Origin of the sequence: Caulobacter sp. D5, assembly GCF_003185805.1 — a bacterium.
In the GTDB taxonomy this organism is placed as follows: domain Bacteria; phylum Pseudomonadota; class Alphaproteobacteria; order Caulobacterales; family Caulobacteraceae; genus Caulobacter.
This window is the reverse complement of sequence record NZ_QHJY01000243.1, coordinates 1-15,642: the sequence shown is the minus strand read 5'-3', so window position 1 is coordinate 15,642 and position 15,642 is coordinate 1. Positions and strand designations below refer to the sequence as shown.

Annotated in this window: 10 protein-coding genes and 1 pseudogene; 6 read left to right on the top strand and 5 right to left on the bottom strand. The window is 68.7% G+C overall.

The genetic code is table 11. From position 1 onward, the window contains the following. Positions 1-257: 257 nt before the first annotated feature. Positions 258-1,328, bottom strand: a complete 1,071-nt coding sequence (gene recA, locus DMC18_RS16140; RefSeq protein ID WP_110118730.1) for a recombinase RecA — start codon at positions 1,326-1,328, stop codon at positions 258-260. A gap of 248 nt (positions 1,329-1,576) precedes the next feature. Here recA and DMC18_RS16135 point away from each other — a divergent pair, with 248 nt between their 5' ends. The 5 genes and pseudogenes from DMC18_RS16135 (at position 1,577) to DMC18_RS16120 (ending at position 7,152) form a co-directional block, all read left to right on the top strand. Beyond that, entirely contained in the window at positions 1,577-3,178 is a 1,602-nt protein-coding gene (locus DMC18_RS16135; protein WP_110118729.1) for an EAL domain-containing protein, read from the top strand. 119 nt (positions 3,179-3,297) lie between these two features. Continuing rightward, positions 3,298-3,756, top strand: a pseudogene (locus DMC18_RS26610) (GAF domain-containing protein); the annotation flags it as partial. Positions 3,757-3,759: 3 nt separating this feature from the next. Then, on the top strand, positions 3,760-5,772 hold the full coding sequence (locus tag DMC18_RS16130) for a PAS domain-containing protein (RefSeq protein ID WP_370444000.1): 2,013 nt from the start codon (positions 3,760-3,762) through the stop codon (positions 5,770-5,772). Positions 5,773-6,164: 392 nt separating this feature from the next. After that, on the top strand, positions 6,165-6,509 hold the full coding sequence (locus DMC18_RS16125) for a hypothetical protein (RefSeq protein ID WP_110118727.1): 345 nt from the start codon (positions 6,165-6,167) through the stop codon (positions 6,507-6,509). 118 nt (positions 6,510-6,627) lie between these two features. Then, complete coding sequence (locus DMC18_RS16120) at positions 6,628-7,152, top strand: glycine cleavage system protein R (RefSeq protein WP_110118726.1); 525 nt, start codon at positions 6,628-6,630, stop codon at positions 7,150-7,152. On the opposite strand, the gene DMC18_RS16115 is transcribed toward DMC18_RS16120, so the two are convergent. Further along, a complete protein-coding gene (locus DMC18_RS16115) occupies positions 7,149-7,589 on the bottom strand; it encodes a transcriptional repressor (protein ID WP_110118725.1) in 441 nt (146 codons plus the stop codon). The two genes, DMC18_RS16120 and DMC18_RS16115, sit on opposite strands and share 4 nt — an antisense overlap. Before the next feature lie 181 nt (positions 7,590-7,770). On the opposite strand from DMC18_RS16115, the gene DMC18_RS16110 reads away from it, so the two are divergent. Then, entirely contained in the window at positions 7,771-8,679 is a 909-nt protein-coding gene (locus DMC18_RS16110; RefSeq protein ID WP_110118724.1) for a LysR substrate-binding domain-containing protein, read from the top strand. A gap of 148 nt (positions 8,680-8,827) precedes the next feature. Here the strand turns inward: DMC18_RS16110 and DMC18_RS16105 are convergent, their stop codons facing one another. The 3 genes from DMC18_RS16105 to DMC18_RS16095 form a co-directional block, all read right to left on the bottom strand. Then, entirely contained in the window at positions 8,828-9,943 is a 1,116-nt protein-coding gene (locus DMC18_RS16105; protein ID WP_110118723.1) for an acyltransferase family protein, read from the bottom strand. A gap of 18 nt (positions 9,944-9,961) precedes the next feature. Then, positions 9,962-12,280 (bottom strand): alpha-N-acetylglucosaminidase, encoded by a 2,319-nt coding sequence (locus DMC18_RS16100; RefSeq protein WP_110133096.1) that lies wholly within the window; start codon positions 12,278-12,280, stop codon positions 9,962-9,964. Between the two features lie 103 nt (positions 12,281-12,383). Beyond that, positions 12,384-15,056: a TonB-dependent receptor gene (locus DMC18_RS16095; protein WP_110133095.1), complete on the bottom strand. Its 2,673-nt coding sequence runs from the start codon at positions 15,054-15,056 to the stop codon at positions 12,384-12,386. Positions 15,057-15,642 lie beyond the last annotated feature (586 nt).

Sequence of the window (15,642 nt, the reverse complement as noted above, 5' to 3'; positions counted from 1 at the left end):
GAGCTGTCGCGGAGCGACTGAGGGGGAAAGCCGGCGCCTTGCGGCGGTCGCCCCCTCCGTCTCGGCGCGTAGTCGCGCCGCGCCACCTCCCCCGCTTTGCGGGGGAGGATAAACGAAATCGGACGCCTGGCATGGGGTCCAGGCGTCCGGGGATCGCGGCCGTCGTGGCGGTGTAGGTCCGCCGCGGGCGTATGGCGGGGTCGCCCTCGGCGGGCGGCGGCCGCGAAACTCGGAGCAGGCGCGCCCCGAGTTGTCTCTTATTCTTCCTCGCCGTCCTCGGGACCGCCGACCAGCAGTTCTTCCTCGATCTTCTGCGAGGCCTTGCGCACGGCCATCTCGATCTCGTTGGCCAGGTCCTTGTTGTTCTTGAGGAACTCGCGGACGTTATCGCGGCCCTGGCCGATGCGCTGGCTGTTGTAGGAGAACCAGGAGCCGGCCTTGTCGATGATGCCGCCCTTGACGCCCAGGTCGATGATCTCGCCGAGCTTGGAGATGCCCTCGCCGTACATGATGTCGAACTCGACCTCGCGGAACGGCGGGGCCACCTTGTTCTTCACCACCTTGACGCGGACGTTGTTGCCGATGATCTCGTCGCGGTTCTTGACCGAGCCGGTGCGGCGGATGTCCAGGCGCACCGAGGCGTAGAACTTCAGCGCGTTGCCGCCCGTGGTCGTTTCCGGGCTGCCGTACATCACCCCGATCTTGTGACGGATCTGGTTGATGAAGATGACGATGGTGTTGGCCTTGTTGATCGAGCCGGTCAGCTTGCGCAGCGCCTGGCTCATCAGGCGGGCCTGAAGGCCGGGCAGGCTGTCGCCCATCTCGCCTTCGATTTCGGCCTTGGGGGTCAGGGCGGCCACGGAGTCGACGACGACGATGTCGACGGCGCCCGAGCGCACCAGGGTGTCGGTGATCTCCAGGGCCTGCTCGCCGTTGTCCGGCTGCGAGACCAGCAGGTTGTCGAGATTGACGCCCAGCTTGAAGGCGTAGGACGGGTCCAGCGCGTGCTCGGCGTCGACGAAGGCGGCGGTGCCGCCGGCCTTCTGAACCTCGGCGACGACGTGCAGGGCCAGGGTGGTCTTGCCCGAGCTTTCCGGACCGTAGACCTCGACCACGCGCCCCTTGGGCAGGCCGCCGATACCCAGCGCGATGTCCAGGCCGAGCGAGCCGGTGGAGACCGACTCCATCTCGACCTTGCCCTTTTCGCCCAGCTTCATCACCGAGCCCTTGCCGAAGGCCCGATCGATCTGCGCCAGGGCCGCTTCTAGCGCCCGCGCCTTGTCGCCTTCTTCCTTGCCCACGAGTTTCAAAGCCGCCTGACTGGTCATTGGATGATCCGCCTTATTCCATGATTCCGACCGTCCGGCCGGAAGTTCGAGCGCCTCGGCGCCCACCGCCTGTGGAATGATTAATGCGTACACATTTTGTTCTATGTTCGCAAGATGTTCTTTTTCGTTCCGACGCGCCCGCCGGACCTGCCTGCGACGGGCGGTCGCAGCCCCATCGGCGACCTGCCCCCGTGCACGGGTCTTTAAGCTAAGGCGCGCAAGCTGCCCCACCTCTGGGGAGCTCTGCCTTGTCGATCGATCCGCGCCGCCTGCTGGGACTGGCCTTCGCCAGCGCCGACCTATTGCTGGAACTCGAGGGCGACCGCGTCAGCCTCGCCCTGGGCGCGGCGCAAAAGATCATGGGCAAGCCTGAAACCTCCTTGATCGGCCGCGTCTGGCGCGACCTGTTCACCGCCGCGGACCGCCCGCTGATGGACGCCGCGCTCTATGCTCTCGACGAGGGCCAGCGCCGGGGTCCGGTCACCGTCCGCGTCGCCGGGGAGCCGGAGCGCTTCGTTGGAGTCACTCTGCGCGCCCTCCCCGACAATTTCGGTCGCACCTCCATCGCGGTCACCGCCGCCCGCGCGCCGGCCGGGGGCCTGGACGGCGCCGGCCTGCGCCCGCGCGAGAACTTCGAGGAGATCGCCAAGGGCCTGTTTGAAGCCGCGCGGGTCACCGGGCTCGAGCTGGAACTGGCCATGGTCGAGTTCGCCGGCCTCTCGGCCCTGCGCGAGGGCCTGAACGCGCCCGACGCCCTGGCGCTGGACATGAAGATCGCCGGCGCCGTGCGGGCCGAGTCCCACGCCGGGGCCATGGCCACCCAGGTCTCGCCCGAGCGCTACGCCCTGCTGCGCGCCAAGGACGACCGCCCCGAGGCCCTGGCCGCCCGCCTGACCAAGATCGCCGCCCTCGACGCCAGCGCCCACGTGGTGCCGCTGGACGGCGGGACCTCGTCGCGCGGCCTGCGGGCCCTGCGCTACGCCCTCGACGACTTCCTGCGCGAAGGCCTCAAGGACACCCCGCCGCTGACCCTTTCCGAGGCGATGAACAGGTCTGTGAAGCGCACCCTGGCCCGCGCCGGGGCCCTGGGCGCGGCCGTCAGCCAGCGCCGCTTCACCCTGGCCTACCAGCCGGTCGTCGACCTCGCCTCCGGCCAGGCCCATCACCACGAGGCGCTGGTCCGCTTCGAGGACGGCGCCAGCCCCTTCGCCCTGATCCGCATGGCCGAGGAGTTCGACATCATCGAGGAGCTGGATCACGCCATCGCCGAACAGGCGGTGCGCCGGATCGCCTCGGACCGCAGCGGCGCGGTGAAGCTGGCCGTCAACGTCTCGGGCCGCACCATCGTCAGCGAGACCTTCGTCGATCACATCAACCGCCTGCTGACCCAGACGCCGGCCGCCAGGGGCAAGCTGATCTTCGAGGTCACCGAGACCAGCGCCATCGACGATTTGCCGCGCGCCAACCGCCACATCCAGGCCCTGCGCGGCCTGGGCTCGCTGGTCTGCCTGGACGACTTCGGGGCCGGCGCGGCCTCGTTCGCCTACCTCCAGGAACTGACCCTCGACATCGTCAAGATCGACGGCCGCTACGTGCGCGAGCTGGCCGGCAACAGCCGCGACGGGGCCATGGTGCGCCGCCTGGTCGAGCTGTGCCGCGACCTCGACGTCCGCACCGTCGCCGAGATGGTCGAGACCGCCGAGGTCGAGGACGTGGTCCGCAAGGCCGGCGTCGACTTCGCCCAGGGCTGGCTCTACGGCAAGCCGGCCGACCAGCCGCAGCCCTCGCAGAAGCCCTCGGCCGTCACCCCGATGGCCCGCCGCGCCGGCGTGTCGGAAGGCTGGGGCTGAAAAACTTTACCCTGATCGCGTGGAACCGTTGACCACGCCAAGCGTCTTAAGCCTCTAGTCGACGCCTGCGCGTCGGCTGCCCGACGCTGCCGGTGTTTGAGGGGGGCCTCAAGTTTCGCATGGACGCCGCCGATCCGGCGGAGCGTGAGGCCGATCGCCTCGCAACGCTCCGCCGTTACGACATTCTGGACACCCCGCGCGAGGCGGCCTTCGACGAGATCGTTTCTCTGGCGGCCGAGATCTGCGGCGCGCCCATCGCCGTCGTCAACCTGATCGACGAGCACCGGCAGTTCTTCAAGGCCGAGGTGGGCCTGGGCGTGCGCGAGACGCCGCTGGAGACGTCGTTCTGCGCCAAGGCGATCCTGGAAGACGACTTCCTGCTGGTGCCCGACGCCACCCGCGACCACCGCTTCGACGGCAATCCGCTGGTCACCGGCGAGCCGCACCTGCGGTTCTACGCCGGCGCCCTGCTGAAGACCGCCGAGGGCCTGCCGATCGGCACGCTGTGCGTGCTCGACACCGCGCCCAAGGCGCTGTCGCCCTTGCAGCAGCGCACCCTGCAGGTGCTGGCCCGGCAGGTGATGAGCCAGCTCGACCTGCGGCTTTCGCTGCAGCATCGGGCGCAAAGCGAGCAGCTCTACCGCACCCTCTTCGACTCGATGGACGAGGGCTTCTGCATCATCGAGTTCTTCGACGGCCCTCACGGGCCGCTCAGCGACTATGTCCACGTCGACGCCAACGCCGCCTACGCCCGCCACGCCGGCATCCCCGACGTGGTCGGCCAGAAGCTGCGCGAGATGGTCGGCGACGAGGCCGACGCCTGGGTGGCGCGCTATGGCGAGGTGCTGCGCACCGGCCGGCCGATCCGCTTCGAGCAGGAGCTGGTGGCCACCGGCCGCTATCTGTCGCTGTCGGCCTTCCGCATCGAGCCGGCCGAGCGCAGGCAGGTGGCGGTGCTGTTCCAGGACGTCACCGAGCGCCGCCGGGCCGAGCTGGCCCTGCGCCAGCTGAACGAGACCCTGGAGCAGCGGGTGGCCTCGGCCCTGGCCGAGCGCCGGGTGCTGGCCGACGCGATGGAGGGCGCCAACGCCTTCATCCAGGTCGCCGACCAGGACTTCCGCTGGCTGGCGATCAACAGCGCCGCCGCCGGCGAGTTCGAGCGGGTGTTCGGCGTGGCGCCCCATGTCGGCGACAGCATGCTCGACCTGCTGGACGACCAGCCGGAGAACCGCGAGCAGGTGCGCGCGGTCTGGGCCCGCGCCCTGGCCGGGGAGGAGTTCGTCGCGGTCGAGGCCTATGGCGATCCCGCCGGCTACCGCCGCTACTACGAGATGCGGTTCGGCGTGCTGCGCGACGAGGCCGGCGTCCAGGCCGGCGCCTATCAGTTCGTCTACGACGTCACCGAGCGCCTGGCCGAGCAGGACCGCCTGCGCGAAGCCGAGGACGCCCTGCGCCAGGCCCAGAAGATGGAGGCCGTCGGCCAGCTGACGGGCGGTCTGGCGCACGACTTCAACAACCTGCTGTCGGGCATCTCCGGCTCGTTCGAGATGATCGGCACGCGGCTGTCGCAGGGCCGCATGATCGAGGTCGACCGCTACGTGGCCGCCGGCCAGGGAGCGGCGCGGCGGGCCGCCGCCCTCACCCACCGCCTGCTGGCCTTCTCGCGCCGCCAGACCCTGTCGCCCAAGCCGATCGTCATCAACCGGCTGATGGCCGAGTTCGTCGAGCTGGTGCGCCGCACCGTGGGACCGGCGATCAAGGTCGAGACCGTCGCGGCCGGCGGCCTGTGGCCCACGCTGGTCGACGCCAACCAGCTGGAGAACGCCCTCCTCAACCTCTGCATCAACGCCCGCGACGCCATGCCCGACGGCGGCCGCATCACCATTGAGACCGGCAACAAGTGGCTCGACCACCGCTCGGCCGACGAGCGCGGCATGGAACCGGGGCAATATGTCTGCGTCTGCGTCAGCGACACGGGCGTGGGCATGGACAAGGCGGTCCAGGAGCGGGTGTTCGACCCCTTCTTCACCACCAAGCCCATCGGCGAAGGCACCGGCCTTGGCCTTTCGATGGTCTACGGCTTCGCCCGCCAGTCGCACGGCCACGTGCGGATCTATTCCGAGCTCGGCCAGGGCACGATGGTCTGCATCTACCTGCCGCGCCACTTCGGCAAGGAAGAGAGCGACGAAAGCGACGTCGCCGCGGCCCTCCCCGCTCCGGCCGCCGCCGGCGAGACCGTGCTGGTGGTCGACGACGAGCCGACCGTGCGGATGCTGATCGTCGATGCGCTGCAGGAGCTGGGCTACGCCTGCATCGAGGCCGCCGACGGCCCGGCCGGCCTGCGCCTGCTGCAGACCGACGCCCGCATCGACCTTCTGATCACCGACGTCGGCCTGCCCGGCGGGCTGAATGGCCGCCAGGTGGCCGACGCCGCCCGCGCCCTGCGGCCCGACCTGAAGGTGATGTTCATTACCGGCTACGCCGAGAACGCGGTCCTCAACCACGGCCATATCCAGCCCGGCATGGAGGTGCTGACCAAGCCCTTCGCCGTCGCCGACCTGGCCGGGCGAGTGGATCGTATGCTGAGGGGTTGAGAGTCAGGAACGTGGCGAAATCCGGCTTGAACTCGACCATCCGGTTAGGCATGATTCAGCAGCCGGCGGGGCGATAACGACATTTGATCAAGGCGTAACCAACGTGACTAAGGCACGTCGGCGCGAAAGCGCACGCGTGCCTGTTCGAAGTCTCCGTTCTCCCTGACGCCTTGGGGGCGACGGCGTTTGTGCGATGTGGCGGTTCGCTGCGTCGGTCAAAGGCGTCGCCATGTCGCCGACCGAACCAGACGACGCCCCAAGGAGGGTGTTATGGCCGCGGTCGATCTCGAACTGAACATTCAGGGCGCACGACGCGTCGAGGACCAGCGACGCTCACGCACTTTGGGGGGCGATCGGCCCGAAGAGGTCCCCTCGCCCGGAGGGCCGCCCCGATGGAGGTAGGCATCACGGCCGCCGACCTCTCCACTGCGGCCAACAACGGATCCTTCGCGCTGACGCTCTATGTGTTCGCCAAGGTGCTGACGCCCAACATCGCCAAACTCACGGACAGCTTCGTCAAGTGGTACGACAGCCGACGTCGTTACGACCTGATCGACAAGCTCATCGACAAGGCAGCCGAGGGAACACTGCTGAACATCGATTTCAACCTGCTCCTGAAGGCGCCCGACACGTCGCCTACGGCGCCGAAGGAGACTTCAGCACTTCCAGCGCCGCCAGCAACGCCGACAACGCCAATGACCCCGCCGCCTCCCCTCGGCGAGGCGCCTCAGCCTTAAAAGTAGAGACTTCGGCGAAATCGACCATGGCCTGGGGCTCATTGACGGCGGCGGCGGGTCGTGGCTGGCTCGCCGCCTCCGTTCGGGCGCCGCCCGTCCGCTTCCGTAAGGGACTCCCATGGCCAGGCTGATCTTGAGCGTCGTCGGCAGCGACCGGCCGGGCCTCACCCAGGCCCTGGCCCAGGCGGTGCTGTCGGCCGGCGGCAACTGGCTGGAGAGCCATCTCAGCCGGCTGGGCGGGCTCTATGTCGGCTCGGTGCTGGTCGAGCTGGACGAGGCCAGGGTCGACGCCCTGCGCGCCGCCGTCGGCGCGGTGGACGCTCAAGGCCTGGAGGTGCGGATCGCTCCCGCCATAGAGGTCGCCGAAACCGCTGGCGAGGCGATCCAGCTGGCCCTGGTCGGCCAGGACCGGCCGGGCATCGTCCACCAGGTGACGGGCGTGCTCAGCGGCCTTTCGGCCAATATCGAGACCTTCGGCACGCGCCTCAGCGTCGAGCCGCATTCGGGCGCGCCGCTGTTCCACATGGAGGCCCGCCTGCGGCTGCCCGCCGGCCTGTCGGTGGCGACCGTGCAGGCGGCGCTGGAGGACATCTCGGGCGAGATCATGGTCGACATCGCCCTGGCGCCCGCCGAGGGAAACTAGCTCCCGCCTTCGCCTTTCCCATCCGGCGGCTTGCGCAGCACCACCATCACCTCCACCCCGCCCGGCCGCCGGGCCAGGGCGTCGCGCAGCATGGCCAGCAGGGTCTCTTCCGAGACGTGCAGGTCGACGATCCGCGCCGTCTCCTCGTAGACCATGTGGAAGTGCGGCTCGGGCTGGGTGTCGAACACCGGCTCGGGACCGGTGGTCGGCAGGCGCGAGACCAGGCCGTGGTCGGCGAAGGCCTCCATCTGGCGGGCCAGTTCGCCGAGCGGGATCGACAGGCCGGCCTCGGCGGCCAGGTCGGCGACCTCGGGCAGGGTCAGGTGGGTCTCCTCGGAGGCGCGCAGCAGCGCCAGGAGTCGGGGCGCCGGGCCGCGGCTCGGCAGTCCCGCCCGGCGCAGCGCGTCCTGCAGGACGGCGTCCACGGCGTGAGGCATCGAAGGCGTCCTCCCGGGGCGGAGGGACGGTCGCGCTCTTTGACGGCGTCGCGACCTGTCCCGCGCCCGAATTCCGACGCCGCCCGAAGGCGCCGCCGCAAAGGACCTTCACGCAAACTCAGATTGAATAGAAGCGCCAAGATCCAATGGTTGCGATAGGCTTCCCCTATCGGGAGGAACCATGAACCTGCGAGACCTGCGCTACCTGCTGGCCGTGGCCGAGCACGAGCACTTCGGCCGCGCCGCCCGCGCCTGCGGCGTCAGTCAGCCCACCCTGTCGGTGCAGATCCGCAAGCTGGAGGAACTGCTGGGGGTCACGCTGTTCGAGCGCACCAGCAAGACCGCCGCCCCGACCGCCGCCTGCCGCGAACTGCTCGACCACGCCCGGGCGGCGGTGACGGCGGGCGAGGCGGTGCTGGCCACGGCCCGGAACCTGCGCGACCCGCTGGCCGGCCGCTTCCGCTTAGGCATCATCCCGACCCTGGCCCCCTATCTGCTGCCGCTGATCTTCGCGCCGCTGCGCGAGGCCCTGCCCCATCTCGAGATCGAGCCCTGGGAGGACCAGACCGCCGCCCTGCTGGAGCGTCTGCGCACCCACGAGCTGGACGCCGTCCTGCTGGCCACCGACGAGGCCGCGCCCGACCTCGACGGCCGCGCCCTGTTCGCCGAGCCGTTCCTGGCCGCCCTGCCGCCGGACCATCCGCTGGCCGGCCAGGAGGTCATCGCCGAGACCGACCTGGCGCGCGACATCCTCGTCCTGGCCGACGGCCACTGCCTGCGCGACCAGGCGCTGGAGGCCTGCGGCAAGTCCAGCACGGCGCTGAGCACGGCCCTGCGCGCCTCCAGCCTCTCGACCCTGCTGAACATGGTCGCCGCCGGCTACGGCACCACCCTGATCCCGGGCCTGGCCTCGGGCGCGGCGCAGGACGCCGGCATCGTGCTGCGGCCGCTGTCGGCGCTGACCAGCCGCACCGTCCGCATCGTCTGGCGCACCCACTTCCCCCAGCGCCCCGCGGCCGAGGCCGTGGGCGAGATCATCGCGGCGCGGCTGAAGGGCTACGCCGAGGGCGCGGCGGCGGGGGCGGTTTAATCTCCCCTCTCTCTTAGAGAGAGGGAGGAGCCCATGGCGAAGCCATGGGAGGGTGAGTGGTTACGAGGTTTGACGACGCGCCGGCACGCCGGCTGGCGGCGTACCCCCTCACCCCAGCCCTCTCCCCATGGGAGAGGGAGCTTAGCCCCTAAAGCTTCACCACCCAGTTCTTCCGATACATCACCCAGCCCAGCAGCCAGCACACCAGCATGTAGGCCACCGCGCACAGCAGCGAGCCCACCGGCCCCGGCGCGACCGCCTGGAACACATGCACGCCCACCCACTCGTAGGGACCCACGCCCCCGATCGCGAACTGGTTCAGGGTGACCACGAACAGCTCCGAGAACAGGTAGATCACCAGCGGATTGAGACCGAACACCTGGAAGAAGCGGGTGGCGGCGTTGGGCTCGCGGCCTTCCAGCACCGCCGTCAGGGCGGCCAGCAGCAGCAGGTCGATGCCGACCGTCAGGAGCACGAAGGGGCCGGTCCACAGCTTCTTGGCGATGGGGAACCAGGGGTTCCAGGCCAGGGCCGCCAGGATCAGCACGCCGCCGATACCGGCCATGCGGACCAGGGTCTTGCGGGTGTCGGTGGCCTGGCGCAGGGCGCGAGCGGCCAGATAGCCGGCCAGCACGTTGACCGCCGACGGCAGCGTGCCCAGCAGCCCCTCCGGATCGAAACCGCCGTCCTTGCGATAGAGGTGGTCGCGGCCCACCACCAGCAGGTCGAGCTTGGTCCCGGCGTTGCCGAGCTTGGAATAGGGATCGCCGTCGCCGAAGCCCAGCAGGATCGCCCAGTAGCCCAGCAGCAGGCCCGCGCACAGCGCCAGGATCCAGCGCGGCGACAGGAACCGCGCGGCGAAGGCGGCGATCAGGTAGCACAGCGCGATCCGCTGCATCACGCCCATCACCCGGGTCTGGGAGAAGGGGCTGAGCGCCCAGTGCCCGTCCACGTGATGCACGAACGGGAACCAGTACATCAGGAAGCCGAGCAGGAAGATCAGCGCCGTGCGCTTGAGCACCTTGGCGCTGAAGGCCGGCAGAGGGATCGGCCGCGAGAACGCGAACGCCATCGAGCAGCCGACGGCGAACAGGAACGAGGGAAACACCGCGTCGGCCGCCGTGAAGCCGAACCACTTGGCGTGCACCAGCTGGGTGAACGCCTTGGCGCCGGGCCCCGCGGTGTTGACCACGATCATCAGGCAGACCGTCAGGCCGCGGAACACGTCCAGCGACAGGAAGCGGGGGGCGGGCTTGGTGCTCATGGCTCTGTCTCTCCCCCTTTAGGCCCGGTCGATGCGTGCGATCAGCGCCTTGACCCCGGCGACGGGGTCGGCCGGCGGCTGGCGACGATAGGCGACGTCGGCGGCGACCCAGGCCTTTTCCCAGACGATCCCGTCCTTGACCACGGCGGCCTCGTCGAAGGGCCCGGTCCCGGCCGCCTTCAGGGCGTCGAGGAAGCGGCCCCAGCGCGGCAGGTAGAAGTCGGCATAGAGCCCCTGCCAGGCCTTCGAGGCGTAGTCGTTGAGGTTGCCCTCCCCGCCCCACACCGTCACCTGGGCCTTGGCGTTGCTCACATAGGCGGCCTTATCGGCGGGCGTGTCGCCATAGGCGCGGGCGTCGTCGATCCAGGTGGCCAGGGTCTCGGGCTGCACGCCCAGCAGGGCGTCGATCGCCAGGGCCAGGTCCTGAACCTTGCGGCGGGCGGCGTCGCCGGCGGCCGCGTCGCCCTTGCGATAGGCGGCCACGGCGGCCTGCAGTTGGACGTCGATCTCCAGGCTGGCCAGTTGCCGGGCGGCGTCGACCAGGTCGAGCACGAACAGCTTTTCCTTGGCGTAGCCCGGCGCCAGGGCGCTCAGCGCCCGCACGGCCTGATCCAGCTTGGCGCGGTCGCCCGGATGGCCGGGGAACTCGCCGATGGTCGCCGTCGGCCGCTTGAAGAAGAGATAGGCGCCCGCCTTGCTCTTCCACCAGCGCGAGCTCCAGTAGCGGGTCGAATAGGCGCCCTGGACCAGCAGGCCCATGGCCGCGTCGAGCTGCGGCGAGGTCTTGCCGTAGCGGGCCTTCGAACGGCTCGACAGCCAGGCGCCCGTGGAGGCCCCGCCGCCGTTCCAGGCCAGGTCGTAGACCGCCTCGTAGACGATCGAGTTGTTGTGCAGCCCCTCGGGGAACATGCCGAAGCCCGACAGCTTGCCGGTCTCGGAACTGGCCGCCACCGCGGCGATGTCGCGGCGATAGTAGTCGAGGTCGCCATAGACCGGATTGCTGCCGCCGTAGTTATGGACGTAGCCGTAGATCCACGGCTTGCCGCCGAAGGCCTTGGCGTTCTTCCAGACGTCGGGATAGCGGTCGTTGCCGATGTCGAGGATCATCAGCTTCTCGTCCGGCACGCGGCTGAGATAGGCGCTGATCGCGGCCGGATCCCAGAAGTGGCTGTCGGCGCCGAACAGCCAGCCCTGCATCACCCACACCGCGTCCGGCCGGGCCTGGCGGATGGAGTCGTAGATCGCCTTGCCGTAGGCGGCCAGGCGCTCGGCCTTCAGGGCCGGATCGACCTCGACCTTGGTCTTGGTCGCCGAGGTGTTGGCCGTGCCGTCGCCATAGGCCGCGTCGCGCGCATCGGCGCCGTCGGCGTTGATCGGCGGCAGCATCTCGTTGAAGGAGTCGGCGAGGTAGTAGGTCCCCGCGCCATAGGTCTGGGTGTAGAGCGCCAGGAACCGGCCGGCGATCCTGGCGAACAGCGGGTCGGCCGGATCCAGCCAGTAGGTCTCGTGGAAGCCTTCCCACGGCCGCATGCGGTAGATCTTGGCCTTGGGGTTCTTCTTGGCGAAGGCCTTGGGCACGTAGCCGCCGAAGGCCGGCAGGATCGGCGTCATGCCAAGGCCGCGCATCCGCGACAGGATCTTGACCTGCAGGTCCTTCTTCTTGTCGATCCAGGCGGTCGGCAGCGGGGCGGCGTAGCCCTCGATGTTGCCCATCCGATGCCAGGGCGTGAACGCCGCGCCGGAGAAGTACTCGGCCAGCTCGGCCTCGCTCAGCCCGAACTCGCGCCACAGGGCCCGCCAGACATATTCCTGGCCTTCCATGGCCAGCGGCATGTCGACACCGTGGACCGCCATCCAGTCGATCTCGCGAGACCAGCGGTCCCAGCCCCACCACGGCGTGGTGTAGCCATAGGTGCAGGTGTTGAGATAGGCGCGGTGGGCGAAGGGGCTTTCGACCCGGCCGGTGTCGGCGTCGGGCAGGCGGGGCGGCAGGGCGATGCGGTCGCCTTCCCAGCTGACCGAGGCCGCGCCGTTGTCTTTGAGATAGGCGTAGGCGCCGCGGGCCAGGGCCACCGGCGTGTCGCCGCTGATCGCCGCCTTGCCGCCGGCCGCCTTCACCACGTAGCCGGGCTTGCCGCCCTTGGACGCTGTCAGGGCCAGCTGGATCCCGGCGGCCTTGGGTCCGAACCGCCGCGCCAGCACCGCCCGCGCCGCCGCCACGCCGCCCGGCTCTCCAGCCGCCTTACCCGCCGCCTGGGCCAGCGACGGCGCGCCGGAGACGGCCATCAGGGCCAGGGCCTGCTTTAGGGTCTGGCGACGCGAGGGGGTGGACGGCATCGTTGGCTCTTGCTCCGAAACGAAAATCTGGTCGCCGCCCAGGAGTCAGGCGGCGACCAGCAGTTGCGCCGCACGGAACGGCGTCTCCGGGGAGGAGATTCGGTTACATCTTGTACTGGAACGACAGGTAGTAGCTGGGGCCGGTGACCGAGGTCATCTGCCAGCGGCTCTCGTTGCCGAGATAGGCCTTCTCCTGGGCGTTGTTGATGTTCATCGCCGCGAACGACAGGCTGAGCTTCTCGTTGATGTTGTAGCCCAGGTTCAGGTCGAACTGGGTGCGGGCGTCAACGGTGTGGCCCAGGGGACCCGAGAAGAAGCTCTCGACCGAGGTCTGGTCGTAGGCGCTGCGGTAGTTGGCCGACAGGCGCGCGCTGAACGTCTGGTTTTCCCAGTAGATCGTGCCGTTGGCGGTGTGCTCCGACAGGTTGGCCAGCTTGAAGCCGGTCACCGAGGTCGCCGGATTGACGTGGGTGTAGTTGGCGATCAGGCCGAAGCCCGCGATCGGCAGCCAGGCGTCGAGCGACTGTTGCCAGTTCAGCTCGTAGCCGTGGATGTCGACGGTGCGCGCGTCGTTGAAGCTCTGGGTGATGGTGTAGGTGTCGCCGGCGGCCGAGACGCAGACGCCGCTGCTGTCGGTCGACAGCGAGGTGCCTTCGTATGCGGCCGGGCACATGGTCGAGGTGTAGACGCCGTTCTTGACCTTCTTCGAGAAAAAGCCCGCCGACAGGCCGTTGCCCGAGCCGTAGTACCACTCCAGGCTGACATCCAGCTGGTTGGCGGTCATCGGATCCAGCGAACCCTGGCCGATCGAGATCGTATAGACCTTGTGGCCGGTGGTGTCGGTGGTGCTGGTCATGGTGGTGGCCAGCTGGTTGTTGGAGTCGATGATCGGACGCACCAGCACCTTGGCCGCGGCGACGCGCAGCAGCAGGTTGTCGGTGATGTCGAAGCTGAAGTTCGCCGACGGCAGGACGTTGTCGTACGACTTCTTGGTCGTGTAGGTGCCGGCCACCAGCTTGACTTCGGTGTTCAGCGGGTTGGCCGCGCCGCCGACATAGCCGTTGACGGTCTGGTCGGTGCTTTCGCGACGCACGCCGATGTTGCCGCGGAAGGTGCGCGACAGCACTTCGCCCTTCAGGTTGGCCATGGCGTAGAGCGAGCCGAGGTCACGCTCGACGCGGAACGAGCCGGCCGGGTCGAAGGCCTCGTAGACGGTCACGCCCTGGGCCTTGAGGGCCGCGCGATAGGCGTCGAGGTTCGGCGACACCCAGGTCCCCGGCAGCGTCATGTCGCCGTCCAGGAAGTTGGTCACCAGGATGCCCGAGCCGGCCATGGTCGGCGAGTACGAGGCCGGGATGGTGTTCTGGCCGTCGCGGCGCACGACGTAGCGCTTGAGCACTTCCTGGCGGATCTTCGCGCCGAACTGCACGGAGTCGAGGATGCTGAAGTTCACGTAGCGCTTGGCGTCGAACTGGCCGGCGTTCTCGTAGGAGTCGATCGTCCGGTAGGCGCCGTTCGGGTAGGTGTTCCGGATCAGGGTCGAGGTGTTGTACTGGGCGGTGTCGTCCAGCGCCGTCGCCGTCGAGAACACGATGTTCTTCGGGTTGCTGATGTCGAGCGTGGCGCTCGAGATGTTGACCCCGAGGATCGCCGCCTCTTCGTTGAACAGGGCGTGGCCGCGCGAATAGTGGCCGACGCCGCTGAAGTCCCAGTTCTCGATGCCGGTCCAGCGCACCTTGGTGGTGAAGGCGCCGGTCGACTGCGGCCGGTCCTCGTGCTGGTGGTTGTTCTCGAGGCGGAAGTTGTTGATCTGCACCTTGGTGGCGGTGTTGTTCGCCGTCGCCAGGCTCACCACGTTCGAGGCCGAGGGCGTGGTGAACAGGAAGACCTGCTGGTGCAGCTCCTGCGTCGTCTCGTCCTTGGCGTAGGTGGCGATGGCGTCGATCTGCAGGTCGTCGGTCGGCTTGAACTGGATCGCGCCGTTGACCATGCTGCGCTTGGTCTCGCGGTCGATGCGGCGGTAGCGCAGGCGGGCCGGCGTGTAGACGCCGTTGCTCACGGTCCAGCGGTCCATCCACAGATAGTCGCCGCGGTCCTTCAGCTCCTGGTAGCCGGCGCCGAGGAAGACGCCCAGCTTGCCGTCGAGGAAGTGGTCGACATAGGTCGCGCCGAACTTGGCGGTCGGGTCGCCGCCGATCAGCTCCTGCTGCTGCAGCTTGCCGGCGAAGATCAGCTGGCGGCCCTTCACGTTGAAGGGGTGCACGGTGTCGATGTTGACGGTGCCGGCCAGGCCGCCGGCGTCCATGTCGGCGGTCGGCGACTTGTAGACCTGGATGCCCGAGGCCAGCTCGGTCTGGATGACGTCGTAGCGGAAGCCGTCGGTGAAGTTCGAGCTCTTGAAGGCCTGGCCGTTGACCGTGGTCAGGGCGTACTGCGGACCCAGGCCCCGGATGCTGATCGTCGAGCCGCGGCCGTTGATGTTGGAGATCTGCACGCCCGGAATGCGCTGGATGGCTGCAGCGATGTTTTCCGACGGGAACTTGCCGATGTCCTCGGCCGAGATGCCGTCCGAGACGCGCACGTCGTTGCGCTTGGTGTCGAGCGCGGTGGCCAGGCTCTTGCGGAAGGCGGTGACCACCACCTCGTCGACGGCCTCGCTGGGCGCGGCCTCTTGCGCGGCGGCGACGCCGGCGAAGCTGACGCCCGCCAGCAGGGCCAGGGCGAAGGCCTTGCGCTGGGCGGCGGGCCTGAAACTCGTAAGCTTGTGACCGATCATCCTGTTATCCCCTCAAGCTGGCGCGGCGCGCGCGCCCTGTGAACGCCGCTCCCCCGCGGCGTTGTTTTTGAGCAGACCATTTAAAGACCTTTTTTCGCTGCTCACCGGCAACCTAGGGGCCGACGCGATACCCGTCAAAGCCGACAACCCGTTCTATTGCTTGTATTTCGGCAGAGATTGCCGGTTAGGCGCCCAATTTGTCGGGCTAAGCCGCGCCGCATATCGGCGATCGGCAACAAATACGAATGAAGTCAGTCAATTAGTGAAATTTTGTCCTTATTGGACAGGGTCAGGCATAATACCAATTTAATGCCTTTTTTGCGACCATTCGCGCCCAACACCCCAGGCGCACGCAAGCTCCGCGCGTAATCACCCGACCTCCGCGCGCGCAACTTGCGCCCGGCGCCCACGAAAAGGCGCCCGCGCCCCGCGAGCGCGGCCCCGCATGACGCGAGTCGCTGAATGTTGGCCAGGGATCGACCTCGAGCGAGTGCCTCTCCGCCCCCTCCCCCGTAAAACCCCCGCGAAAGCGGGGGCCCAGGCTTTTTCTGAAAGGCGGGGCGCTCGACGATAAAACGCCTGGGTC

What these genes read in the sequence shown, in the direction of transcription:
- recA (WP_110118730.1), bottom strand. Translation starts at nt 1,328, where the DNA reads ATGACCAGTCAGGCGGCTTTGAAACTCGTGGGCAAGGAAGAAGGCGAC.
- DMC18_RS16130 (WP_370444000.1), top strand. Translation starts at nt 3,760, where the DNA reads ATGAGCCAGCTCGACCTGCGGCTTTCGCTGCAGCATCGGGCGCAAAGC.
- DMC18_RS16125 (WP_110118727.1), top strand. Translation starts at nt 6,165, where the DNA reads ATGGAGGTAGGCATCACGGCCGCCGACCTCTCCACTGCGGCCAACAAC.
- DMC18_RS16120 (WP_110118726.1), top strand. Translation starts at nt 6,628, where the DNA reads ATGGCCAGGCTGATCTTGAGCGTCGTCGGCAGCGACCGGCCGGGCCTC.
- DMC18_RS16115 (WP_110118725.1), bottom strand. Translation starts at nt 7,589, where the DNA reads ATGCCTCACGCCGTGGACGCCGTCCTGCAGGACGCGCTGCGCCGGGCG.
- DMC18_RS16110 (WP_110118724.1), top strand. Translation starts at nt 7,771, where the DNA reads ATGAACCTGCGAGACCTGCGCTACCTGCTGGCCGTGGCCGAGCACGAG.
- DMC18_RS16105 (WP_110118723.1), bottom strand. Translation starts at nt 9,943, where the DNA reads ATGAGCACCAAGCCCGCCCCCCGCTTCCTGTCGCTGGACGTGTTCCGC.
- DMC18_RS16100 (WP_110133096.1), bottom strand. Translation starts at nt 12,280, where the DNA reads ATGCCGTCCACCCCCTCGCGTCGCCAGACCCTAAAGCAGGCCCTGGCC.
- DMC18_RS16095 (WP_110133095.1), bottom strand. Translation starts at nt 15,056, where the DNA reads ATGATCGGTCACAAGCTTACGAGTTTCAGGCCCGCCGCCCAGCGCAAG.